The following is a 22033-nucleotide window of genomic DNA, read 5'->3' as shown; positions in this document are numbered from 1 at the left end:
CCCCTCCGAACTACAGCTAAATTGCAGCTAACTGCGGTATTGCTGGCGCCATCATCGGCTGCACCCACTGGGCCAGGTGACCGGCCGACAGATGCGCGTACCGCTGCACCATCTCCAGCGTTTCCCATCCTCCCAGCTCCTTGAGCACCTGCAACGGCGTGCCGCGCTGCACATGCCAGCTTGCCCACGTGTGGCGCAGATCGTGCCAGCGGAAATCGCGGATGCCGGCGCGTTTGAGCGCCTTTGTCCACGCGGCCGTTACGGTCTGGTAGACCGGCTTGCCGTGGTACACGAACACGCTTTCGACGTGCTCGGGCTTCCGCTTCTTCCCGCGCTGCCGCAGCAGCACCGCGATTGCCGTGTCCGACAGCGGCACCGTGATCGCCTTGCGGGCTTTCGCCTGGTCCGGATGAATCCACGCGACGCGCCGCACGACATCCACCTGTGACCACAGCAGGCCCGTTACGTTGGCGCGGCGCAGCCCGGTTTCGAGGCTGAACTGCGCCATGTCGGCAAGGTGCGTCGGCAGCTCGGCCAGCAGACGTTCGGCTTCCGCTGGGGTCAGCCAGCGTATCCGGCGCGACACCACTTTCGTCCTTTTCATCTTTGGCGCCCGGTCGATCCACTCCCATTCGACCGCGGCGTTCAGCACGGCTTTGAGCACGCCGATGACGCGATTCACCGTTCCTGCACTGACGTTACGCCCGAGCTTCTTTGGACCTTTGCGCGTCTGTACGAGTCGGGGCTCCATCCGCTTTATGTGCGCAATTGCGTCAATACGGTTGCGGTCGATATCCACCAATTGCACGCCGGACAGGTGCTGATCGAGCCAGCGCAGGTGCGTCTTGCTGGTCTCGAGACTCGACAGACCTTCGCGGTCGGCGACATAGCGGACGACCGCATCGTTCCAGGTGTAGCGCGGCTTGTGGCCGAGCTTCGCCTGATCCCACAGATCCGCCTTCATCCGGTCGTGGAATTCCTGCGCTTTCGTTTTGTCCTGGGTGCCAGTGCTGCCTTGTAATGCCTGTCCGCCTCCCGGCGGGTACAGCTTGTAATACCAGTTGGGACTTGAACTACGTTTAAAGAGCGACATGTTTGTGTTTCCTTAGCCTGATCGCCCTGCACAACTCGCGGGGTCCATTCTCCGGCGAGGTAACGTTCCAGGGCAACCACCGAAAACATCCAGCGTTTTCCGACCTTGCGGCCGGGCAGCTCGCCCGCCTTGACCTTGAGCCGCACCGTCTCGGGATGCGCGCCAAGCAGCGCGGCCGCGGCGGTCAAATCGATCGTGTCGAGCGTCGTCATCGCGCCCCCTTCGCGACGGCGCGCGGGGGGACCACACGCAGCGCAACACATGGACACGTGGTGGACCCGGTTTGCGCGCGTAACGGATTGATTTGAAAGGAATTGCGCGCCATCAATTGCCATGAGTCGGGCGTTTTCGTGATCTGTAACTCGTGGCCCAAAAAATAGGCAGCACACCGAATTGATGGCAAAACGCGATCGACTCGTGGCATGTCGGTGTGACCGATTTCCTGCCCTTCCCTGCTTTCTTTCTTCTTTATCTTCAATGAATTAGAGAGAGAGAAAGAAGGGGCGATGCGGCCGAGCGCAAAAAACCGACTCGTGGCAAAGCGGGCGTAACTCGTGGCAAACGCAGGGCGATTCGTGGCGGCACTCGCTTCCGGAATCAATGACTTACGTACGCTGACCCGCGAAAACCATGCGTTACGTGCGCTGCCTGTGCCGCGGTCGCGGAAAAATCCGCCTGCTCGGCCCCCGGCCTTCTCGGTTTGCGCCGTTGCCCGGCCGTTTCGATTCGCTGGGGGAACGGGGGGAAGGAAACCGAGCGACGCGCGGGCGACGGTGTGTGCGATCCTCAACGCGCATCGGCGCGCGCAGTTGAAACACAAAGCCACGGCCGCTACGCGGCCAGAATGAGCAGAGCACGGGGTACGGCCGAGCGGCCGGGAACGGCTAGGAAGCGTCAGCACAGCCCCTCCCGCACGAGATCGTCCCGCACGGACACATGCAAGCCGAAGCCTTCGAGGCGGCGCATCGAGACCGGCGTCAGGTAGGGCACGCGGCGCGTAAAGATGCGGCGCTCGACTTCCTTCTCGCCCACGACGACGCCGGCGCTGTGCAGTTGCTTCTTGAACACGCGGTCCGATTTGACCGGTAGGCCGTTCCACTTGTCGCGCAAGCTGCTGGTGTGTGCGATATGGTCCATTACGTGCCCGGTGCGCAGCAGAATGCAGAACTCGCCGTCGACCATGTCGAACGTGTACGGGTGCTTGTAGTTGCCGCCGTCGATCTCGGACAGCACGGTTTCCATAATCCACACCCACGGCTCGCGGTCGGCGCTGGTCTCGCCGATATGGCCGTTCATCTCCGCAAGCAGGTCGCGCCCGAAGTCGCCTTCGCTGTGATCCATGCCGGCGAATTCGCACAAGTAGCGCCAGGCGAGCCCGACGGCCGCGTAGTTACCGGCCATGCGCAGCGCGCCGTTGTCCGTGCCGCTTGCGCGGCTGTTCGCGAGGCACTTCTCGCGAATCAGCCGGTAGTGCTCGAGCACGTCGCGCTTGCCGAGGCCCGCCAGAAATTCGAGCCATTGACGTACCGGGAAGCGCGGCAGGTCTTCCGGCATCAGCGGCCCACGCTTGCCGTGCGTTAGCGTCGTGCGAATCAGCTTGCCGATCAGGCTGCGCACCGGCACGTCTTCACCAGCCAGCATCACCGGTGCGGATAACAGGTATTCGGTCATGTCAGTGCCGCGGCGCGTCACCGTGTACTGGTAGTTCTCCTGCAACATCCCTACCGCCTTGTCGATCACGTCTTGCCGGCGCGCGGACAGCTCTTCCCAACCGACTGGGTGGCTTGTATGACTGATGCTTGTCAGGAGCCGAAATTCGGTTTGGATCGACTGCGCCGAAAACATCGTGAAGGCGAGCGTGCGCTCGAGCCGTTTGATGAGCGTCGATTTGCCCACGCCTTTGTCGGCCTGTATGGTCATGTGCGGCCAGAAGCCGACTAGCACTTTCAGGTGACCGCCCAGCGCCCACACGAGCGGGATAGTCGCGGCGTTCTGTTTGAACGTTTCCTGGTAGGCAGTGATGACGCGCCGCGCGTCGCTCACGGGGCCGGATGGGAATGTCAGGTTATGGTATGCGCACTGCTGCCTCGCGTCCGTGAAGTAGCAGTCAGGGCCTTCGTTGACGATCAGGCGGCCGTCGCGCTAGGCGAGCCCGACGAAGTTCGCCGCCTGGCGCGCTCCGAGGTTGGCGCCGCGCTCGAGGATGTTCACCATCCGCTTGAACGGAGCGGGTGCCCAAATCGGGCCGAACTTGCCCCACTGGTCGACGTTGTGGAGCTGGTCGTCGAACATGACGCGGCGGATGAGCTCGGCACCGTGGCGCGGTGCTTGAACCGACACGCCGAAGTAGACGGTCGGCGCCTGGTCGGTATCGCCGGTCATCGTCGACGTTGCACTCGCGACCGATACGCGGCTGATCGAGGCGATGCGGAAGCCGCACAGATCTGTCGTGACAGGCGTTTCGACGCCGCTTTCGTCGTTGCGCTCCATCTTCGTGATGTAGCTCGTGAAGTCGGGCCGCACGCGGAAGCGCCAGTATTGCGCGAAGTCGTGTGACGGCAGGTAGATGCGCGACCGGCCGCGGCGTGTGGCGTCGCCCGCCATGCCGGCGATGAGCCACGGCTCGAACTGCTCGAGTGCACGCGCCAACGCGGGCGCGCCGAACAGTTGCAGGTAGTCGTTGACGTCGTTGATCGGCTTGCGTGCCGACTCGCCTTCCGAGCGTTCGGCGAGCCACTCGGCTTGGTCGACGAGCACGGCGCTGATGTCGAGGCTCGTCAGGCGCTCGTACAGTGCCCACATGCCCTCGGGGCCGGGGCGGTGGCCGGCGCGCGGGTGGCCGTCCGGGAACGGCTCGTCATTGTCGAGGCAGATCACGACCTGCTTGCCACGCAGGAACGAGAAGTCGATCGCGTCGACGTTTGCCAGGCCGCGTAGCGCGAGTGCAGCGGTCTCGGGAAGCGCACAGGTGTCGACCGACAGCGCGTTGATCGCGCTTTCGACGACGATCACGCGCATCGCCTCCTCGAGCTTGCGAGGGACGGCGGTCCAGAAGTAGCCGGATTTCTCACCTTGGGTTTGCGTCTTGACGCCGCCGTTGAGTGCCGGATCGAGATAACGCGTGTCGACGGCCACGACGCGGCCGTCATCGGGTGCACGCACAATGAACGCAGCAGCGGGGCCTCCGTGACCAACTTCGCCGGCTTGCACCCGCGAGCTTGTCCAGTCGTTGAAGCCAAGCGTCTTTGCGTTGAGCGCCGCGTCGATCGCAGCGTCGGAAATGCCACGGCCGGCGAGGTAGTCTCGGGCGCGATCGCGTTCTGCGTAGCATCGATCGGCGATGAATTCGACGGTAGATTTTTCGCGCCGCTCGGCCGGTGCCGGCCGGTCGAATGGAATCGCATAGGCTTCGTGCAGGTAGCGGATGGCATCGGCGATGGTGCCGCCGCGCGCGTGCATCACCAGGTCGACACATGAGCCGCCGACGTTGGCGCTATGGTCGCGCCAACCGGTGCCGTGCTTCGGGTGGTTGACGTAGATCGACAGGGATGGGCTCTTGTCCTCGTGCTGCGGCGAGTGGTAGAGCGCCTTGTCGCCGCCGCGACCCCGCTTGAGGCCGAGGCGGTCGGCGAGGTCGTGCAAGTCGATGCGCTGTTTCAGTTCGTCAATCGATGCCATCGTTATGCTTGCCCTGTTCCGTCCGAAGCGGCTGTGATCGATTCGCGCGACCAGTTGTGCGTGACAAAACGGCGCTGTCGGCGCTGGTGAGCGCGAACCGCACTGGTGCAGTCATCGGCGCTCGGCGGGCTGATTTGGCTCAGCACGATGACACCTCGGTAGCGCAGCTCGTAACGCGTGTAGAGGTCGCCCTGAACGTGGAAGCGCTGGACGGTGTGGCGGCCGAGCGTGAGCGGCGTCGAGGCGCGCGTGGCGAGCGGCTGATGCGGCGTACGGGACCGGGGATAGAGGCTATTGTTGTTCATGTTGATCTCCCTTGATGTTGGTTACGAAGCAGCGAACGGACTGCCGATCGACGGCGGGCCGAACAGAACGATTTCGAGGGCGTGTGCGGACTGGCTGAATTCGAGAACGCCCAGGCTTCCGGAGACCGTCGCCAGCAATAGCGACAGCGTGCGGGCGCGTGCTTCACTGCCGGCGCGGTTGTTGAAGGGCAGGTCGTGTGCGGCGCGCTGAATGAGGACGGCCAGCAATGCGTCGTCGAGGGTGGGAGAGGAATTGCTCATGGTTCACCATTCCCCCGCAAGGCCGCCAAGTCGGTATAGGGTGCTCATGATCTGCAATTTCAAGAGCACGCAGGCCCAGGAGCCGAGCGTGGTGTCCGGCAGTTCGGCGATCATTTCGAGTAACCAGCGTCGATTCGAATCCTTCAAAGAGTTCATCGCTCACCCCCGTGGCGGAACGGACCAAGCGAGCGCGCCTATCAGCACAATCAGCGATGCGAAACCGATCGCAATGGCTGTCAGCGGGCGGGTTCGAGCAGACGTACGACGAAGCGTGAGAGCGGCTGTCCACGTCCAGCCGGCGAGCGAGGTGGAAAGCATCAGCAACACGCCGATGCCGAAAACGTAGGCTTTCATCGGGTTGGTTCCTCGTATTGGCGCCGATGGCCGGCGCCGGTTCGGTTAATCGTTGAAATCGTTCGCCGCGCGGCGCTTGGCGTCGTAACTGCGCAATCTGCGGACGTGCTCGCGGGTTTGCAGCGCGCGCGCTGCGCTTTCCACCGCACGCCGCACAGCGCGGTGACGCATCGATTCGTCGAAATCGCCAGTCATGCGCAGTCGTTCCCACGCGGCGCGCAGCTCGGCATCGGTGAGGGGCGCTTGCATGGCGATCAGTGCAAGAGCACCAATTTCGGCGTGAGTATCGGCATGCCGGCGCGCTCGTCCCATTGGCAGCGGACGACGTAGCCGAGACGCCTCGCGGCGTCGCGGAAGACCAGCGGGTCGACGTCGGCTTCCCACAGGTCGCGCAAATAGGCGCGGCGGTGCTCCATCGACAGCACGACGTGACGAGGGGCGGGGAATAGGAACAGCGGAGCGGAGGCAGCGCGAGCCATGGTGGTCTCCATACAAGGGGCTGTTTGTATGCCGTTTAGGTATTGGATTCCTGTGTGACAGAATCGAAGGCTCTCTTTCATCAACCCACCACACAGGAGTGCATATGACTGACCGATCACGCGGTGCAATCGGCATGGCTTGGTTCGCAAACGAATCGGACTACGAGCGGATGCGGGTTTTGCTGGTCGATGGCGAGACGTTGACGAAGCCTTTCGACGAGTGGCAGAAGGATGCTGAGACCATGGCTAAACGCTACGCTAAGGACACCCGTGCACGTGTCGTCTGCGTGTACATCGACCCGGATACCTTCCCAGCGTGGTGCCGCGCTCGGGGGTTGGTACCTGATCGTGCTGCATGCAACAAATTTGCTGACGAGAAGGCTCCCGCAGTCGCGGCTCAACTTGATGTCCAAAACGATATTTCTCGGTGATTGCCAGCCGTCGATAAACGGTGCGGTATCCGGCTCCGGATACCGTTCGAAAATGAATGCGATGTCTTTGTAGGGGTCGTTCATGGGTATCTCCAAAGGTCAGTTGACGAGGTTCTGCTGCTTGAGGCCCGGCGCCAGCGTTTCGAGATCGGTGACGGGCATGCCGAGTAGGCGGGAGAGGTGGCGCAGGTTGGCGTACAGCTCCAGCGCGACGCCGCGGTGCCTAGTGCCGGCGAGGTCTTTGGCGAGGGAGCCGCGGTAGCGCAGCGCGGCCAAACGTTGGCTTACGGTGAGGCGGCCGGTGGCGTGGGGTACGAGCCGGCCCTCGAGCACGTCGAGCACCCAGGCGCGGAAACCCTTGGCGCGCTCGGTGCGGGCCAGCATGCCGAGCAGATAACAGCCGCGCGGGCTGAAGATGCGGACCTGTTGACGGCCGCCGGCGGTGTCGAGCTCGACGAGCTGGGTCATCTCGGCGGTGAATTCGTCGGCGTTGCGGTCGTAGAGTTCGCTGATTGCCGCGCGTGGGTTTTTGTAGCCCAAGGCGCTCGCAACTTGCGAGCACCTTAGCCACGGCACGCCGTGAATATCGACCACGTCGAACTCGACGTTTTCAAACACGAGAACCGAGGTTTGCTGCATGTATTTCTCCTTTTTTCAGGCAAAAAAATCCCCTCGCGCCGTTCAGGCACGATGCAAGGGGAAAACGGGGATCGGTTAGGGGCGCTAGACGGGCAGCTCTAGCTGTTGCGCAAGTCGCTCACGTACGTGGGGCGAGAGCGGAAGATTGAGCGCAAGATTGGGCATTGCCGACGGCGAAAGCGTGCGCGCGAATTCCATGTTGACGACATACGTGTGCCCGCATTCGGGGTTGTTGCACATGAACGTCACCTCGCGGAGGGTCAGGGACATATCCCGGCTGCTGCGCGCGGTGGCTCGAGTTTGGCAATGCGGGCAACGGTTCAGGATCCTCACTGCTTACTCCGGATGAGATACAGGGCGCGGCCGCGGCCGTTCAGTTGTTTCGCCGCGCGCCGCAGGTGGCGCTTCGCGAGCCATTCCGCGGTCTGTTCGATACTCGACAATCCGTATTGCCTACGGATGCGTTCCAGAACATCGCGCTCGGTATCAAGAATAGTGACTACGGTTTTAATCGGAAGCCTCTCTTGAGCAGCTCTTTGTCGGCTTCGTTTATGCGCTCGCACGGTCGAGAATGCTGTCGTCGCGAGAGACAAGCAGCGTTGCCGCTTCTCGCATGACCAACGTGCGAAGCAGGGCTGCCGGTTGCTCGCCTTGATAGTTCGCAAGTGCGACCACAACGGCGTGTTCGTACTCGTCGAGCCGCAACGTCAAGCGACGGTCGCGGACGCGTTTGGGATCGGGGTACATGCGGGCGTCTCCAGGTTCAGGCGTTGAGGTCAGGAGCGGCCTCTGGCTTCGGGATGTCGGTGCCTTGCAGGCCGGCAACGATGAGCGCGCGCGCAGCAAGCGACATCCCCCAATTCATTTGGCGAGCGAGCGTTTTAACGGCGAGGTGCTCGGCGGGCGTGAGACCGACGTACAAAGGTTTGTCGGAGAGGGTGCCGCGCGGCGAGCGGCTCGGGCCTTTGGCGGTAGTCATGGCAGGTATACTTTCCTGGGTAGTCTTGCATTACGTAAGGCCAGTGTAATGCATCTAAAAGGATGCATAAACTATAAGCGCAATCAAATGAATACGGTTGGCACGCGTTTGCGTGAGGAGCGCCTACGAATTGGCCTCAGTCAAGATGAATTCGCCGCTGTCGGCGGGTTGGGTCGAAACGCGCTTCGCCACTACGAAACGGGCGAAAGGGCGCCTGACGCAAATTTCCTAATTGCTTTGCGGAGTATCGGCGTCAACGTGTGGTACGTCTTGACCGGACAAACGGCGATGGACACACCCGCCGAGGCCCCCACAGCGGAAAGCTCGCTAACCAGCGAAGAACGGGAAATCCTGGACGCCTACAACCAGCTCAACGAGGCCGGCAAAGCGTCGATGCAAGCGATGCTTGCCACCTGGATCAATACCGGTGCGCTGACATTGAGCGGCAAGCCGCCACCGGCAGAGCGTCGCGTCAAGCGCCTCTCCGAAAACCGTCGCGCAGCGCTCGATGCGCGCACGGTCGAGAACGTCGACAGGGCAATGAAGGAAGTTGAACGCCTACGAGCGGAGCGCGCGGCGCGCGGCAAGGGCGAGTAAGGCCCGAGCGACGCAGCGCCCGGCCCAGTCACTCCGGCGGAGTGCGCACTCGCCGTTGTCTTTGCAGCGTTATCACGAGATCGTGGGCCGCGAGAAAAATGTCTTCCGCTTGCGTCAGAACATCGATTTCGGAGCGCGCCGTGTCTCCGCGCAGTGCCGCCAGGTTCTGCTCAAAATCGATCACAGCGGCCCGCAGTCGCCGGCCGCTTTCAGTGAGCCGCAGCTCACGTTTTCCGCGCGTGCGCTCGACGAGCAAAAAGCCGAGGGATTCTTCCAATTCGGCTATGCGCTTGCTGACGGCCGGCCGCGATATTCCTAGTGCATCAGCGGCATCGCTGAACGTCTCGTGGCGAATCAGGTTTGAAAAATCCCTTAGCAGATTCCAATTAAGCCCATCCTTTCTTTTCGGAGCGCCCATCTACAAAGCCTCCATGTTTTGTGCGGGTGGGTGGCGACTGCTGAATGCCTAAATTTGAACGCAGCGAGATTATGCAATAAGCATGAGAAGGAAGCCCTACGGTTGCATTGTGTTGACCTAGCGGTTTCGTTCCCAAAGGCGCCGTTTTCTGCGTTAATAGGAAGCGTCTGTTTTAAACGAGCGCTGCATAGTACGCAGTGCTCGCGCTCGGTCGGACATGGGTAACTGAGAGGGGAGGAAGTTGATGCAGTCAGCTTGTGAGTCAATTAATAAGTACAACGACAAATACAAAATTCTGGGTAACGTGGGCGGTGAGTATTTTCAGGAAGTCCTTTGGCCGTGCGCGGTTCGTGTACACAGTCGGCGCGACACGGGGAGCAGGGAAGCTCTCGAACAGATAGCGGAGGTGATAGGCGAGGTCGGTTTGATTCTGGAGTCCGCGTTGAGCCTGATGTCGCGGCTTACCGCGATTCGGTCGCAACTGGCACTGCAAATAGAAAAGCCTCAGGCGGCGCTATCCGCGGCTTCCCGTGCGAGCGAGCAGCTGGGACCGTGCGCAGAAATCAGGCCGTTCGTGCGTGATGCCAAGCGCCGCGGCGATTCTCGCGCGCGATGCTTCGCGTAGCCGCTCACGCGCTTCGTTTTGTCCGTACGCCGCCTAGACTAAGCCCAGGCGCGCGGGGAACTGTGGCCGCCTATCCACGCGGCCCGTCGATGATCCGAATCTTGCTCGGTGCGAGCGTCGCATTGCTGGGACGATCATGCGGGGTGCGTCTTGAGCCAGTCGCGCAACGCATTATTCATCCGTGTCTGCCAGCCTTCGCCGCTGGCCTTAAACCGCTCGATGATCTCGGCGTCGTATCGTATCGTCACGGCGATTTTCGGCTGCTCGAGCTTCGGGCGGCCGCCGCGCCGTTTCATTTGCGCGAACTGTTCATCGGTCGGCTCGAACGTGTCGGGGTCCGCCGCAATTCCGCGCGCGATCGCCGCCTCTTCGGCCGGCGTGTTACGGATCAATTTGGGTTGCTTCTTCATAGCGCTCAATCTCCCGGTTGTTTGCCTTGCGCAGACTGATAACTCGAAACGTCTCGCCGCGCTGCGTGAAGACCACGCAGTAGAGACGGTTTCCGATCACCGCATAGCCGATCTCGCGCAGCTCGCCGTAATCCTTGCGATCGTCGGGTGCGCACCAAACAGACGACCAATCGATCGCTTCGGCGAGTGCCAAAGAAATGCCATGTTTCTGTTCGTTGGCTTCGCTTTTCGCTTTGTCGTGGGCCGTTTTCATGAGGTTATTGTAGTTACAAAAACATTTCGTCGCAACAAGTTTTTGTAACTACGTTATCGATGGCCCTTGCGGAAGTGTGAACGGTGTCGATCCGTAGCCGGATCGTCGCGCACTTCGAGATCGAGCGCGGTCGTATATCCACCTTCGCCGATGGTGTGAGTCGCCTGCTTCACGAGCCACGGCGTTTCGTCGATTTCCGGGTTAAAACCGGACACGGTAACGGGCAATTCAGGAAACAGCTCCGGCCGGCCGAGCGCAAGCGTGTATGACATGGTCGCCTGGCTGCGCTGCGTCCGCTTGAACTCGGCTTCAGCCGCTGCGCGCGCTTCGGCTTCGGTCGCGTAATCTTCCGGCAGCACCTTTACGTTCTTGTTGTTTTCCCCGCCGATCACGACCGATTTGCGCTTCGCCTTGCCGTTCGAGTGCCAGTGCGCGCGCACGGCCGAATAGCTTTCGCGCTGCGCGATGTGATACCGATGCTGGTCGCCGCTCGATCGCGTAAGTTGCAGCACGTCGAGCGTCTTGCCGCTCACGGTCTTGCCTGTGCCGATCGGCATAAACAGCAGATTCAGATCCTTCACGTTCATTACCGCGTCGTAGCGCTTCGCAAGGCGCGTCAGAAACGACATATCTGATTCGTGTGTCTGGTCGATATGCGCGATCGCGACTTTTGCCAAAGTCTCGGCGATGGTCGCCTTCAACGAGTGGCGCCCCGCAATGGCGCGCACGATCGAGCCGATCGTCTGCCCGTGCCAGCTTTGCTCGCGTCTCTCGTGCATCGCGTTGGTCATCGATGCCGATCGCGCCCGGATCGTGATGATGTCGGGCGCGCCGCTGTGCTCGACTTCGTCGACGGTGAACGTGCCCTTTTCGACGAGCGGTTCGCCAACCCATCCGATCGAGACTTTGATGTTGGCGCCGCGCTTCGGTATTGCGAATGTGTTTTGCGAATCGTCGAGCACGATATCGAGCATGTCGGATTCTTCGGCGCGAGATTCCGACAGCGACAGGCTGATCAGGCTCGGCGCGATCAAACGCGACAGGTCGCGGCCGTCGAGCGTGATGCGGTAATCGGCTTGCGGTTGCGTGCGATCGAGGCGGGCGGGCTTGCTGGTCGTGGTGGTGCTCTGGCTGCTCATGCCTTGCCTTCCTTCCTCCTCGAGGCCGACAGCACGCTATCGTCGACGCGTTTCAACGCGAGGTTGAACTCGATCTTGCGCGGGATGCCCTCTTTCGTGTGGTAGCTCGCCGTCTCGTTCAGGCTCTCGATGACGAAGGCGCCGTACACATTGCCGATGCCGTCGACGAGCACATAGGCGTCGCCCGCATCGCCCATCTTCGCGAGCTCGTCGAGCGAGGCAATCGAACCGATGGCCTCCGGCGCAATCATGCCGTTCAGCGTGATCGTGTCCTCGCCGGCCCCGGTGAACTGGCTGGCGTCGCGCGCGCCGACGCGCGAACTGGTCCGGTGCTTCCAGTTACGCTGTCGCTGCAGCTCCTGATAGGGAACCGTGGCGAGGCTAAAAACGAACTGGTCGAGCGACATCATCATGAGCGGTCGCCCTCTTAGCTTGCCGAGTCCGACAGGCGCGAGCCGATGCGCGATTGCTTCGCGCGCTCCCGGCGGTCCAGCTCGGTGCGCACGGCCTGCGCGATCGCGGTCGGGTCTGCACCAGCGGCCGGGTAAATGTTGATGACGATTTGCGATGCAGCGCCCGCCACGCTGGCGGTCGTGGGCGCCGCTTCGAGCGCTGGCCGGCGGTCAATTGGTACGCTTGGACGCACGAGCGGCACGGCAGCCGCCTGGGCGAACTGCGTGAGCGGCGCGCCGGACGCGAGCGCTGGCGCACCGAACGAGGTCGCGGCGACCGTCGCGAGGCTGATCGCCGCCTTCACGACGCGCCCTTGTTCGCATTCCATGCCGAGCGCCGCCCCCTGACTGATAAAGCCGCCCAGCTCGCCGAATACGCGGCTCGGGCTGTGGATTCCGAGTTTGTCCTTGAACCATCCGATCGTGCTGTCGGCCACCTTGACGATTGCGTCTTTCACCGTGCCCAGCCCGTTCCTAATGCCGTTAGCCAAACCGTCAATCAGATGGCCGCCAATCCCCGTGAACCGAGAGCCAACGTTACCGAACCAGTCGCCAATACCTTCGAGAGCTGATTTCACCCATTTGACTGTCTCGTCCCATTTCGTCTTGATCCAGTCGCCGACGGCACCGAATGCGCCCTTGATTCTCTCCCACAGTGCCGTGAATTTTGGCCCCAGCGTATCCCAGTTCTGCCACACGTAGATGGCCGCAAGGGCGAGCAACGTAACGATCGACAGCACTGAATTCGCGAGTGCGAGACGGCCTAAAACAATGAACGCCCGACCTAGCATGCCCAACGCCCGGCCGGCCATTGCAATTCCCCGAATGAAGCCACTCCGAAGTAGTGAGGAAACGATGCGAAGTCCGCGCCCGAGACTGGTGCTTGCTCGAGCCAGTGCCATGACACTGCGTACCGCGGCACTGCGCAAGAACGTCGACATGCCCCTCAACGTGCGCCAAAGCATCAAGGTGCTGCGAAATGCACCCGTAAAGCCACGCGCAATGCCACCACGCAATAAGGACGCCAACCGCCCGAAAACTCTGCGCACCACCCCACCTTTGATGCCCAGCATCGTCATCCCGTAGCGCGTGAGCGCCAAAGGCCCGATGATCGCCGCAAGGCCAAGCGTCAGCGTACCGCCCGTGACCAGTAGACCGCCGAGCGCCGCCATGCTGATCGCGAGTATCCGTGCTGTATCCTGATTTCGCTCCATCCAAACACTCACGCGCTCGATCAGCCTAGCCGTGATTTCGAGTCCACGGTTATAGAGCGGCAGGACTTTCTCTCCAATCTCCTTTTCCAGGGTGGCTTTTCTGGCGAGAACATCCATTTCTTTGCCGTACGAGACGCGCATCCCTTCGTCATACAGCGCATCGACACTGTACGCTTTGGGCGCGCTTTCTCGATGCTTCATGATGTTGGCCCGTTCGAGATACAGCGAAGCAAACAAGTCGCCGCCCTTGCGGGACGAAAATAGCTGGCCGATACGGCTGACGACCTGCTGGTCGTCAAGCTTGCCGTTCGGATTGATTTTGGGTACCACGACTTTCATCAGGTATTCGAACGGATCGGTTTTGTACAGCTCGACCTGTTTGAGGTTATCGCTCATTACCTTTGTCACATGCCCGGTCGTTCCGTACTTCACAGATTTCGGGTCAATTAGCCCAATATTGACTAAATCCTCCGATGCTTGCTGCGTGGTACGGCCCTGCGCCCAGTTGCTATAAGCGCTCATCAAGCCGGTCCCGGCGCGAAAGCCTCCCATTTCCTGCATCGTGTGCAGCAGCCCGAAATAGAAACTGTTGTCGCCGAGTTGCTTGGCCGCGATGGCGCCAGTATTAATCGCGTTCAAGAATTCTTCGGGTTTTACAGTACCGCCCGACGCGACATAGGCCTTTGTCGCATTGTCGACCGCCTGCTTAAATGCTTCTGGACTTTTTAGCGATCCGCGCAGTTCAGTGGTTTTTACCAGATCCATCAGCATCTGTTCGGCGATTTCGCCATGCCCTTCGCCAAGGCCACGCCGCGCCATGACAGATTCAATCCCCACCTTCATCTTGGCGAGGATCGGCGCCATTTCCTCTGCATGGTGCATGTCGCGCGTGATGGTGTACGTTTCCTTTAACAGCTTGAGCTTGTCAAGTTTGCTCAGCCCCTTTACATCGATATTGTCGGCAAAGGTAATCGCGTCTTTGAGTTTCGATTCGCCGACGCCAAGTGCTCGAAATTGCGAAACCTGTTGTTCGTAGGCTTTGGCCTCGTTAAGTGTGTTGCCTACACTGCCAAGGATGTGTGCGCCAGTGCTCTTTGCTGCATAGCCGCCGATCGCCATATTGGCCGCGATACCCTGTGCGGACTGCATCTTCGCGCGCGCGGCCGCGACGCGCTTCTCACGCTCGCCGAGCGCCTCAAGCTTGCGCATCTGGTCGCTCATCGCCGAGGTGGTCGACGCGATGCTCGCCCGCAGCTCTCGCTCGTGCTGCGCAAGGTTGCGTGTGTTGACGCCTGCGCCTGCGAGCTGGTCGCGCAGAGTGCGCACGCGGCCGGCTTGCTTGTCATGCTCGGCCGTGAGGCGCGCGGTCGTTTGCTTCATCTTTTCGAACTCGGCAATCATCTGGCGCGACGGCGGGCCGAACCCCCGTATCGACCCGGCCAAGCTGTTCACGCGCTCGCGTGCCGCATTGAGCTGCGAGGCGGTTGCGGCAAGCCCGCCTCGCATTTCGCGGAACTCGGCGACGCGCTTTTGCGTCTTGCCCATCTCGGCCAGTTCGCGGCGGGTTTCCTTGAGCGAGCTCGCCAGCCCCTTGTTACCAGCCAGCAGGCTTTTTAGGGGCTTCGTCATGTTGTCGATCACGTCGAACATGACGCGCAGTTTCAGGACGTTGTCCATCGCTATTCGGTTCCGCTTCTCAGTCGGGCGCGCTCGCGCCAGTCCATCAGCTCGGCAAGGCTGAACTCGTCCATCGTCGACGGCGCCCAGCCGAACACCGTCGCAATATCGGCCATCGGGTCTTCTACCCGTTCAGGGAGTCCAGTTTCGACTTGACGGCCTTCGGCATCAAAAAACCCGCAAAAATGCCTCCCAGCATCACGAGGTCGGCCGGGTCGATGTTGGCGATGTCCGCTTCGGTGAGGGTCGGTGAGCTAATGCGCGGCAGCACCTTCGACAGCGCGATGACGTCCAGATTGACGAGATCGGAGAGCGACGCGCCGCGTAGCTCGCCCGATTTCGGCTTGCGCAACGTGATTTTTTCGATGGTCTGGTTGCCGCGCACGAGCGGTGTGTCGAGGGTGTGGGTGTTCGGATCCGTGGCCGCGGTGTCGGTGGCGGCGGCGGTGTCGTTCAAAGCCTGTGCGTTGGTCTGCATGGTGTATTCGGTTCGAGTGAGAGTCAGAGGCCTGCCCCGCAAGGCGGGCAGGACGGGGAAGCGTTACAGGCCGATCGCCGTGCGCAGCGCGGCGAGCAGATCGTTGCCGTTGATCTTCTCGACCATGTTGATGAAGTCGATTTCGATCACGTCCTCGCCGTTGATCGTGAGCTTGTAGTAGCTCGCGACGGTCGTCACCTTGAACGCGGTGTCTTCCTTCGTCTTGGCGGTGCCGGGGTCGATCTCCATGTGCCGGCCCTTGATGACGATTTCGATCGAGTCGACGCCGGTCGAATCCTCGGACTGGTAGCCGCCGGCGAAGCGCAGCAGCACGCCGTCATGCTTCGTGATGCCGTATTGCGCAAGCACCGCGCGCATGAAGCCGCCGCACGTCCATTCGAGCTGAATGCCCTCCTGGCCGAAGTCGATCTTGATCGGGCCGCTCATGCCGCCGCCCTGGTAGTCCTCCATCTTGCGCGTGAGCTTGGGCAGCGTGACTTCGGCGACCTGGCCGACGAAGTTTTCGCCGTTCTGGAAAAGGTTGAATCCCTTCAGTTTACGAGGCATCCCCATGTATGTGGCTCCTAGTTAGGCCGACCGCTCACGCGGTGACCCGCGCAGCAAAGTCGGCGAGGTAGCGATCGGTGATGCGCTGGCGCAGCATCAGGTTTTCAAGGGGCGGTACGGGCGTGTAGTCGTAGTCGAGGTACGCTTTGCCGGACTTCAGCACGTCAGTGGTGTTTGGCTCCGGATCGAACCAGGACGAGCCGCCGATCAGATAGCCCTGCGAGATCCATTCGCGGAATTTGCCGTTGATGCTTTCGATCACGTCGCGCGCGAGCGAGGGATTCAACGGCCCGTCGACGACCGGCATTTGCGCTTCGGCGATCGAGTCGGCGAGCACCTGCGCGGTGCGCGTGTAGTTCTCGAACGCGAATAACGGATCGGCCGAGCAGGTGCGCGAGCCCCAGAAGCGATAGCCGTCGCGGTTGATGAGCGTCGTCACGTCCTGCTCGTTCAGATATCCAGCGTCGGTCGCCGAGTCCTGCAGATCCCAGAACACGTCAGCGCTGATACCCGTGACCCCGTTCACGCCAACGTTCGAGAGCGTTTTGTGCCAGCCGGTATCGTTATCGATCTTCGCGCGCAGGCCTGCGGCGATCGCCGTCGCTGGGATGACGACGGTCGAGCTGGTCACGTCGTCCCAGCCGAGGAAGTCCGGCCAGATCACCATGATTTCGCGCTGGCTGAATTGCTTGCGGTAAGCGGCTGCCTCCTCCTTCGTTTTGCAGCCGTGCGCCGCCACATAGGCGAAGCCACGCAGCGATTGCGCGAGCGTGGCGAAAGCGGTGGCGACGGCCTGCGTGTCGAGGCCGGGCGCGGCGAGAATGCGCGGTTTCACGCCGAGCCTGGCCTGCGCCGTGAGCAGGGCTTTCATGCCGGTGTACTTGCCTTCTGCGGTCACGGTGCCAATCACGTTCGACGTGGTTTCGGCGGCTTCCTTGCCTTCAGCGACGCGCACCACGATCGTGACCGGCTTCGTCTGTTTGCCGATTGCATCGAGCGTCTTGCGCAACGTGCCCTTCGTGCCGGCCTTGCCAAGCGCGGCGACGACGTTGGTCAGCAGCACCGGCGTATCGAGCGGGAACGCGGTAGCGTCGGCATCGTCGGCCGTGCAAACGACGCCGACGATCGCCGTCGACACGGTGCGAATCGGGCGCGTGCCTTCGTTGATTTCCAACACGCGCACGCCGTGGTGATAGTCAGTTGCCATGTGTGATCCTCGTTAGGGGCAGTAAGACAGTGAAGAAGGCGGGTTGCAGCTCGCGACGCTTGCGGCGTTACGCGGAGGCCGAGGTATCCGGCGCGCTCTCGGCCGGGGACTCGTCGGCAATTTCCGAGTCTGCGGGCAGTGGATAGGGTTGCGGCTCGGCCGGCCAGCGCACGGCCGGCAGCGGGTCGCGCTCGAGCGCGAGCGAAAGCGCGGTCTCGTAGTCGCTCCACACGCAGTATTCGTAGGCTTTCCGGTCCGATAGCGTGCCGGCCGCATAGGCCTCGGCCTTGCCGTCCGTGAAGGTCCTCGCCTTCGCCATGCGCGCATTGAATTCGGCCATTACGGGGGCCATTGCTTCGTCGAACGAAATCGGCTCGGCCGGCCACGTCACGGTTTCGGGGAACCCGTCGCGCTGGATCGCACGCACAAGGTCGAGCTGATACGTCGACCACGCGCGGAAGTAATAGGCTTCTTCGGGCGTGAGCAGCCCTGCCGCGAGCGCGTCGGCCTTGCCGGCGTTCATGTCGCGTGCGTGCGCCAGGCGCTTTTCAAACTCGGCCATCGCGCTCGCGCGGACGTTCTGCGCGACAACGGCCGGGTCGATCACCCATGCGCCATCGTGCCAAACGTGCTCCGCCGAGGGGCGCGGTGTTTCCGTCAGGCCGGCATCGGGCGGCGTCATACCGGCGACGAGAATTTCGGCCGCCTCGCCGTTGTCTTGGCGATACAGCATCCGGCCGCGATAGTCAGGCAGCAGCTTCCATGCGCCGTTGAGGTAGAACGGCCATGTAAGCGGCGTGCGTGCCGGCAGCTCGTCGACCGTACTGAATGCGGGCACGAGCCAGCAGTCGAGGTTGCGCGGGTCGGAGTCGGCCAGTCGGCTCGAAATGTATTGGCCCGTCAAGGCGTCGTATTGGTGAATGAGCATGTTCGATATCCTCAGTAAGCGCGAATCAGCGCGAGCAGTGCGACGTTTCGCGGTCGCGCTTCGTCGCCGCCGTCGTTGTTGATGGTGATCGCGTGGCCGTGTGCGCCGGTCGAGCCGATGCCGACGTTGTGGCCGTGGTAACCGTCGCCAGCAATGGAGATGCCGGTCCAAGCCCGTCTTGCTTGCCGCGTTCCTGCGCTACCGCCGTTGATGTTGACTTGGCCGTTTACGCCCCCGCCGTGTCCTGTGTCGATCGTGTGCTCGTGGCCTGGATCGCCGACGCCGTGGCCGTGCCAGCCCTGTCCGTCCGTCCATGCGCTGTGTATGTGATCGCCAGCGGTCGACGAGCTGGCCCCGTGGCCGTGGTTCAGATTCTGCGAGGCTTGAAAGGTACCGATGCCTCGGCCGGAGTCTGCGCCGCGCCCGTCATCCCAACAGCGCAGGAATTCGCCGCGCAGCTCAGGCAGTCGAAAGGTCGTCGCGCCGTCGCCGCTGGAGAAGCATCCCCAATTGTTCGCTGACCAGGTCGTGTCGGTGACGAGCGCGCCGCTCGCCTGTGCGTAGGCCCAAAGTGCCGGATAGTCGGCGCGGTTGAGCAAGGCGCCGTTCAGCTTCAAGAAGCCCGCGCGTGCACTCGTGCGTGCTTCCATGACGATTTGTCCGATCGTCGCGGAGACGATGGCGGCGACGACAAACTCGGTGGTTGCGACCTGTTTCGAGGAGTCGCCGGCCGGTGGCGTGATAGCGGTCGCGGAGGCGGCGAAGCTCACCGGCCCGACGAATGCGGCGCCCGCAAGCGCCGCGTAGCGCTTTGCCGCGGTCTTCGGCGTGATCGCGCGCGCATCGTCGATTCCCGCGTCGACTTCGGCCTGCGTTGCCAGCTCGACGACCCCCTGACGCGCGATCGTCGCCGGCGGATTCAGGAACGTTGCGGGCCCGAGCTGAAGCAGCGCGGCATCGATCGACGCGAACACGACGTCACTCGCCAGCAGCAGCGTGGCCGCCGGCGATTTTTCGAGAATCGGCGTGTTCTGCACATAGACGCCGAACAGCACGCCGTTGTCCAGGTACAGGCCGTACGCGTAGAGCGAATACTGGTCGTCTGAGTCGTCCTGGATGACGACGTGTATGGTGTCCGGGGCGACGTTTTCGCCGCCGAACGTGGTCACGCGCTTGCGCTCGTTCGGCAGGGTCTTCATGCCCTTGTCGAACGCGAACCCCGCGGTGCCGATGCCGATTTCGACGACACGGCGCGCGACGGTGCCGGTGTTGCCCGCGTCGACGAGCGCTGCGCGGCCGGCGTCGGTGATTTGAATCAGGTTTCCAGCCATGTTCAGGTATCCGAGAGGGACAGGCGGCGATAGACCGCGGCGCGTGCGCCGGCGCCGATGCGCTGCGCGCCGGTCGCGTCATAGCCCTGCTTGAAGGTGTAGTGCGCGGTGCCGCGCTTCGCTCGATCGACTTCGGCGCGGATGTCGGCGACGTATTCGACGGTGGCCGGCACGCCGTCGCGCGCGCCGACCGTCAGCAGGATTTCGAACGTGCCGGGCCTGCCGCGTGGCGTCATCTCGAACCACTCGCGCATCGCGACGTTTGCGCCGAATGACGTGCACACCTGGCGCACGGCTTCGGCTGTGCCCTTGATGCGCGCGATGCGGATCGCCGTCTTCACGCGTGCGCGCTTCACCTGCTCGGGCCAGTAGTCCTTCCAGGTCTCGACGCCGACGTGCCAGGCGAGCCACGGCAGGAACGGCAGCGGGATGTCGTCCGGGTTCATCAGCGTGCCGATGTCGACCGGGATGTCGCTGACGCCGGCGTTGGCCTGCGCGAGTCGCCGTTCGAGCACGGTCGCGTTCGGAGGCAGCAAGCTATTCATTCGCCACCCCGCCGTCGATCAGCTCGATCCCAATGCAATACGGCGCCTGCTCAGCCGTTACGGCGACGCCGCCGGCCGGTGAGTCGAGCAGCACCTTCTGCACGCCCGCGACGCGCATTGCCGAGTGCAGCCCATCGACCGTCACTTCCATGCCGATGCGGTGCATGTCGGCCGTGAACTTCGCGGTGCGTTTGTTCGCTTCCGCGAGCGCAACGGCGCGATCCGGACCGGAGAAGAAGCGCAGCGTCGCGCGAATCGCGTAGCGCACGACATTCGCGCTCTGCACGATCACTTCGTCGGCCTGCGGGCGCACGCCTTCGAGCGCTTTCTTCACAATCTTGATCAGCTCTTCGCTCGCGGTGCCGTCGCCTTCCCGCGACAGCACAGTGACAACCATCACGCACGGTTCCGGGCTATACGCCGACGCGGACAGCACGCGACCGTCTGCGCCTCGCGCGTGAAACACGTACGCCTCGTTCGGGCCGGCAACAGAGAAACCGCGTGGTGCGAGCTGCACGCGTTCGCGCAGGCTCTCGTCGTCTTCGTAGACCGGATCAACGCCGTTCTCGGGATCGCCCGCGGAGATGACGAGACGCTCCACGTCGAATAGCGCAGCGATGTGTTCGAGCGTCGTGCCGCGCGCGTATGCAAGCAGGATGCCGCGGGCCTTGTCGTTGATGAGCTGGCGCAGCAGGACTTCGCGATAGGCGTTCTCCTGCAGGAGCTTCGCCATCGGTTCGGATTCGAGCTCGAGCGTCGCGGCGATTTCGGCCTGGTCGTCGATCGGATAGAGCGACACGAGTCGCGCCTTGCGCTCGGCGAGCAGCGTTTCGTAGTCGATCGTCTCGACGATATCGGGCGACGGCAGCTGGGAGAGATCGATTGGCGTCGCGCTCATGCGGCACCGCCCGTGAGGCGAACACGCGTGGACACCGGCTCGCCGGATTCGCTAGTCATCCCCTCGATATCGACGACCTGCACGCCCTGACCGGTCTCGCTCGTTTCGGTCGACAGCAGCACGCGCGTGAGCGTCAGGCGCGGCTCCCAGCGCATCAAGGCCGTGGCGATCGCCGCGTATAGGCGCGTGCGCGTGGTGCCATTGTTCGGCGCGTCGACTAGGTCAGGCACGTTCGAGCCGAACGGGCGGCGCTTGATGCGCGTCGCGAGCGGCGTGGTCAGTATCTGCCCGATGGACTGATACAGGTGCTCGAGGCCGCTGATGGTGCGGCCGGTCGTGGCGCTCATGCCCTTCATGCTGCCCCCGCGATCGGCTTACTGGTTTGCGCGTTGGCGCCCTGCGCCACGTGCGGGTGCTGCGACACGCTCACGCCCGCGGCGATCACGTCCTGCGAGAACTCGGCGCCGCCGTTGATCTTCATCGTGGCACCGCCCTTGCCACCTTTGCCGGTCATGCCGGATTCGAAGGCGAAAGGGCCTTTGACGAGCAGGCCGCCGGTGCAGGTGGTTAGCTCGGCGTCGAGCGTGACGTTATCTGCCGTCACCGTGGCGTCCTTCGTCTGCACTGTGACCGAGCCTGGCGCGACGATCAGCACCGTCGCGCCGGCGGGTAGTTCAGCTGTGAGGGAATGCGTGGCGTGCTCGTATTCGATGCGCGCGCCATCGGGATAGACGCGCGTGTGTGCGTCGGGGCTCTCGCTCGGCGCCGGCGCTTCGTCCGAAAAGATGCCGCGCAGTGCGACGCCTTGCGCCGGATCGCCCATGGGGCAGAGCAATACGACCTGCTCGCCCTTGGTCGGGGGCAACCATTCGCGGGTCGTGCCGGCGGCCGTTGCGATCCACGGAATCCAGTTCGTTTCGAGGTGGCCGTTGTCGTCGTCGGGGTCGCCCACCGACACGCGACACAACGCGGCCGCATGGTCGATATCGAGGATCGATCCCTTGCGCACCGCGTTGCGTGCCTGCCGTTGAATTTCATTTGCGTCCATGCCGGGCATGTTGCCCACCGCACGCGC

General features: G+C 62.7%; 30 protein-coding genes and 1 pseudogene. 2 read left to right on the top strand and 29 right to left on the bottom strand.

Going from position 1 to position 22033, the window contains the following annotated elements; all coding sequences use genetic code 11:
- Positions 1-16: 16 nt before the first annotated feature.
- The 9 genes and pseudogenes from J3489_RS28465 to J3489_RS28430 form a co-directional block, all read right to left on the bottom strand.
- Positions 17-1048: a tyrosine-type recombinase/integrase gene (locus J3489_RS28465; RefSeq protein WP_255555294.1), complete on the bottom strand. Its 1032-nt coding sequence runs from the start codon at positions 1046-1048 to the stop codon at positions 17-19.
- Complete coding sequence (locus J3489_RS37935) at positions 961-1305, bottom strand: helix-turn-helix domain-containing protein (RefSeq protein ID WP_242540383.1); 345 nt, start codon at positions 1303-1305, stop codon at positions 961-963. Before J3489_RS37935 ends, J3489_RS28465 begins: the two co-directional genes overlap by 88 nt.
- A 682-nt stretch (positions 1306-1987) precedes the next feature.
- Positions 1988-4771 (bottom strand): annotated as a pseudogene (locus J3489_RS28460) (toprim domain-containing protein).
- Between the two features lie 2 nt (positions 4772-4773).
- Positions 4774-5076, bottom strand: coding sequence for a hypothetical protein (locus J3489_RS28455; RefSeq protein WP_207003934.1), 303 nt, complete (start codon positions 5074-5076; stop codon positions 4774-4776).
- 21 nt (positions 5077-5097) lie between these two features.
- Positions 5098-5337, bottom strand: coding sequence for a hypothetical protein (locus J3489_RS28450; protein ID WP_207003933.1), 240 nt, complete (start codon positions 5335-5337; stop codon positions 5098-5100).
- Between the two features lie 3 nt (positions 5338-5340).
- Complete coding sequence (locus J3489_RS28445) at positions 5341-5493, bottom strand: hypothetical protein (RefSeq protein ID WP_207003932.1); 153 nt, start codon at positions 5491-5493, stop codon at positions 5341-5343.
- A 3-nt stretch (positions 5494-5496) separates the two neighbouring features.
- Complete coding sequence (locus tag J3489_RS28440; protein WP_207003931.1) at positions 5497-5691, bottom strand: hypothetical protein; 195 nt, start codon at positions 5689-5691, stop codon at positions 5497-5499.
- 45 nt (positions 5692-5736) lie between these two features.
- Entirely contained in the window at positions 5737-5940 is a 204-nt protein-coding gene (locus tag J3489_RS28435; protein WP_207003930.1) for a hypothetical protein, read from the bottom strand.
- A 5-nt stretch (positions 5941-5945) separates the two neighbouring features.
- Positions 5946-6170 carry a hypothetical protein gene (locus J3489_RS28430; protein ID WP_207003929.1) on the bottom strand — a complete coding sequence of 75 codons (225 nt, stop codon included), beginning with the start codon at positions 6168-6170 and terminating at the stop codon, positions 5946-5948.
- A gap of 104 nt (positions 6171-6274) precedes the next feature.
- Between J3489_RS28430 and J3489_RS28425 the strand changes: the two genes are divergently transcribed.
- Positions 6275-6601, top strand: a complete 327-nt coding sequence (locus J3489_RS28425) for a hypothetical protein (protein ID WP_207003928.1) — start codon at positions 6275-6277, stop codon at positions 6599-6601.
- Between the two features lie 99 nt (positions 6602-6700).
- Here J3489_RS28425 and J3489_RS28420 read toward each other — a convergent pair whose 3' ends face one another.
- From J3489_RS28420 to J3489_RS28405, 4 genes are all read right to left on the bottom strand, one after another.
- Entirely contained in the window at positions 6701-7240 is a 540-nt protein-coding gene (locus J3489_RS28420) for a BRO-N domain-containing protein (protein WP_207003927.1), read from the bottom strand.
- Positions 7241-7324: 84 nt separating this feature from the next.
- Positions 7325-7573 (bottom strand): Ogr/Delta-like zinc finger protein, encoded by a 249-nt coding sequence (locus J3489_RS28415; RefSeq protein ID WP_207003925.1) that lies wholly within the window; start codon positions 7571-7573, stop codon positions 7325-7327.
- A gap of 216 nt (positions 7574-7789) precedes the next feature.
- The gene (locus J3489_RS28410; protein WP_207003923.1) at positions 7790-7987 is read right to left on the bottom strand and encodes a hypothetical protein; all 198 of its coding nucleotides are present in this window, start codon (positions 7985-7987) and stop codon (positions 7790-7792) included.
- Between the two features lie 16 nt (positions 7988-8003).
- The gene (locus tag J3489_RS28405; protein WP_207003986.1) at positions 8004-8219 is read right to left on the bottom strand and encodes a hypothetical protein; all 216 of its coding nucleotides are present in this window, start codon (positions 8217-8219) and stop codon (positions 8004-8006) included.
- Positions 8220-8306: 87 nt separating this feature from the next.
- On the opposite strand from J3489_RS28405, the gene J3489_RS28400 reads away from it, so the two are divergent.
- On the top strand, positions 8307-8816 hold the full coding sequence (locus tag J3489_RS28400; RefSeq protein ID WP_207003921.1) for a helix-turn-helix domain-containing protein: 510 nt from the start codon (positions 8307-8309) through the stop codon (positions 8814-8816).
- A 28-nt stretch (positions 8817-8844) separates the two neighbouring features.
- On the opposite strand, the gene J3489_RS28395 is transcribed toward J3489_RS28400, so the two are convergent.
- From J3489_RS28395 to J3489_RS28320, 16 genes are all read right to left on the bottom strand, one after another.
- Positions 8845-9234, bottom strand: coding sequence for a LysR family transcriptional regulator (locus J3489_RS28395; protein WP_207003919.1), 390 nt, complete (start codon positions 9232-9234; stop codon positions 8845-8847).
- Positions 9235-9993: 759 nt separating this feature from the next.
- Positions 9994-10269, bottom strand: a complete 276-nt coding sequence (locus J3489_RS28390) for a BrnA antitoxin family protein (protein WP_207003917.1) — start codon at positions 10267-10269, stop codon at positions 9994-9996.
- A complete protein-coding gene (locus J3489_RS28385) occupies positions 10241-10522 on the bottom strand; it encodes a BrnT family toxin (RefSeq protein ID WP_207003915.1) in 282 nt (93 codons plus the stop codon). The genes J3489_RS28390 and J3489_RS28385 overlap by 29 nt, the downstream gene beginning before the upstream one ends.
- Before the next feature lie 53 nt (positions 10523-10575).
- The gene (locus tag J3489_RS28380; RefSeq protein ID WP_207003913.1) at positions 10576-11661 is read right to left on the bottom strand and encodes a phage late control D family protein; all 1086 of its coding nucleotides are present in this window, start codon (positions 11659-11661) and stop codon (positions 10576-10578) included.
- Positions 11658-12074, bottom strand: a complete 417-nt coding sequence (locus tag J3489_RS28375) for a phage tail protein (RefSeq protein WP_207003911.1) — start codon at positions 12072-12074, stop codon at positions 11658-11660. Before J3489_RS28375 ends, J3489_RS28380 begins: the two co-directional genes overlap by 4 nt.
- Positions 12075-12088: 14 nt before the next feature.
- The gene (locus J3489_RS28370; RefSeq protein WP_207003909.1) at positions 12089-15004 is read right to left on the bottom strand and encodes a phage tail tape measure protein; all 2916 of its coding nucleotides are present in this window, start codon (positions 15002-15004) and stop codon (positions 12089-12091) included.
- A gap of 2 nt (positions 15005-15006) precedes the next feature.
- Positions 15007-15120, bottom strand: coding sequence for a GpE family phage tail protein (locus J3489_RS28365; RefSeq protein WP_207003907.1), 114 nt, complete (start codon positions 15118-15120; stop codon positions 15007-15009).
- Positions 15121-15128: 8 nt separating this feature from the next.
- Positions 15129-15482 carry a phage tail assembly protein gene (locus tag J3489_RS28360; protein ID WP_207003905.1) on the bottom strand — a complete coding sequence of 118 codons (354 nt, stop codon included), beginning with the start codon at positions 15480-15482 and terminating at the stop codon, positions 15129-15131.
- Positions 15483-15545: 63 nt separating this feature from the next.
- Positions 15546-16055, bottom strand: a complete 510-nt coding sequence (locus J3489_RS28355) for a phage major tail tube protein (RefSeq protein WP_207003904.1) — start codon at positions 16053-16055, stop codon at positions 15546-15548.
- Between the two features lie 28 nt (positions 16056-16083).
- Complete coding sequence (locus J3489_RS28350; protein WP_207003903.1) at positions 16084-17256, bottom strand: phage tail sheath protein; 1173 nt, start codon at positions 17254-17256, stop codon at positions 16084-16086.
- 67 nt (positions 17257-17323) lie between these two features.
- Positions 17324-18184 (bottom strand): tail fiber assembly protein, encoded by an 861-nt coding sequence (locus tag J3489_RS28345; protein ID WP_242540381.1) that lies wholly within the window; start codon positions 18182-18184, stop codon positions 17324-17326.
- 11 nt (positions 18185-18195) lie between these two features.
- The gene (locus J3489_RS28340; protein WP_207003902.1) at positions 18196-19515 is read right to left on the bottom strand and encodes a phage tail protein; all 1320 of its coding nucleotides are present in this window, start codon (positions 19513-19515) and stop codon (positions 18196-18198) included.
- A 2-nt stretch (positions 19516-19517) separates the two neighbouring features.
- Complete coding sequence (locus J3489_RS28335) at positions 19518-20060, bottom strand: phage tail protein I (RefSeq protein ID WP_207003893.1); 543 nt, start codon at positions 20058-20060, stop codon at positions 19518-19520.
- Entirely contained in the window at positions 20053-20958 is a 906-nt protein-coding gene (locus tag J3489_RS28330) for a baseplate J/gp47 family protein (RefSeq protein ID WP_207003890.1), read from the bottom strand. Before J3489_RS28330 ends, J3489_RS28335 begins: the two co-directional genes overlap by 8 nt.
- Positions 20955-21314 carry a GPW/gp25 family protein gene (locus tag J3489_RS28325; RefSeq protein WP_207003888.1) on the bottom strand — a complete coding sequence of 120 codons (360 nt, stop codon included), beginning with the start codon at positions 21312-21314 and terminating at the stop codon, positions 20955-20957. The genes J3489_RS28330 and J3489_RS28325 overlap by 4 nt, the downstream gene beginning before the upstream one ends.
- Complete coding sequence (locus J3489_RS28320; protein ID WP_207003886.1) at positions 21311-22006, bottom strand: phage baseplate assembly protein V; 696 nt, start codon at positions 22004-22006, stop codon at positions 21311-21313. Before J3489_RS28320 ends, J3489_RS28325 begins: the two co-directional genes overlap by 4 nt.
- Positions 22007-22033 lie beyond the last annotated feature (27 nt).

Origin of the sequence: Trinickia mobilis (assembly GCF_017315705.1) — a bacterium.
Classification (GTDB): Bacteria; Pseudomonadota; Gammaproteobacteria; order Burkholderiales; family Burkholderiaceae; genus Trinickia_A; species Trinickia_A mobilis.
Note: the sequence above shows the minus strand (reverse complement) of the source record. Positions and strands in the feature narration are given on the sequence as shown.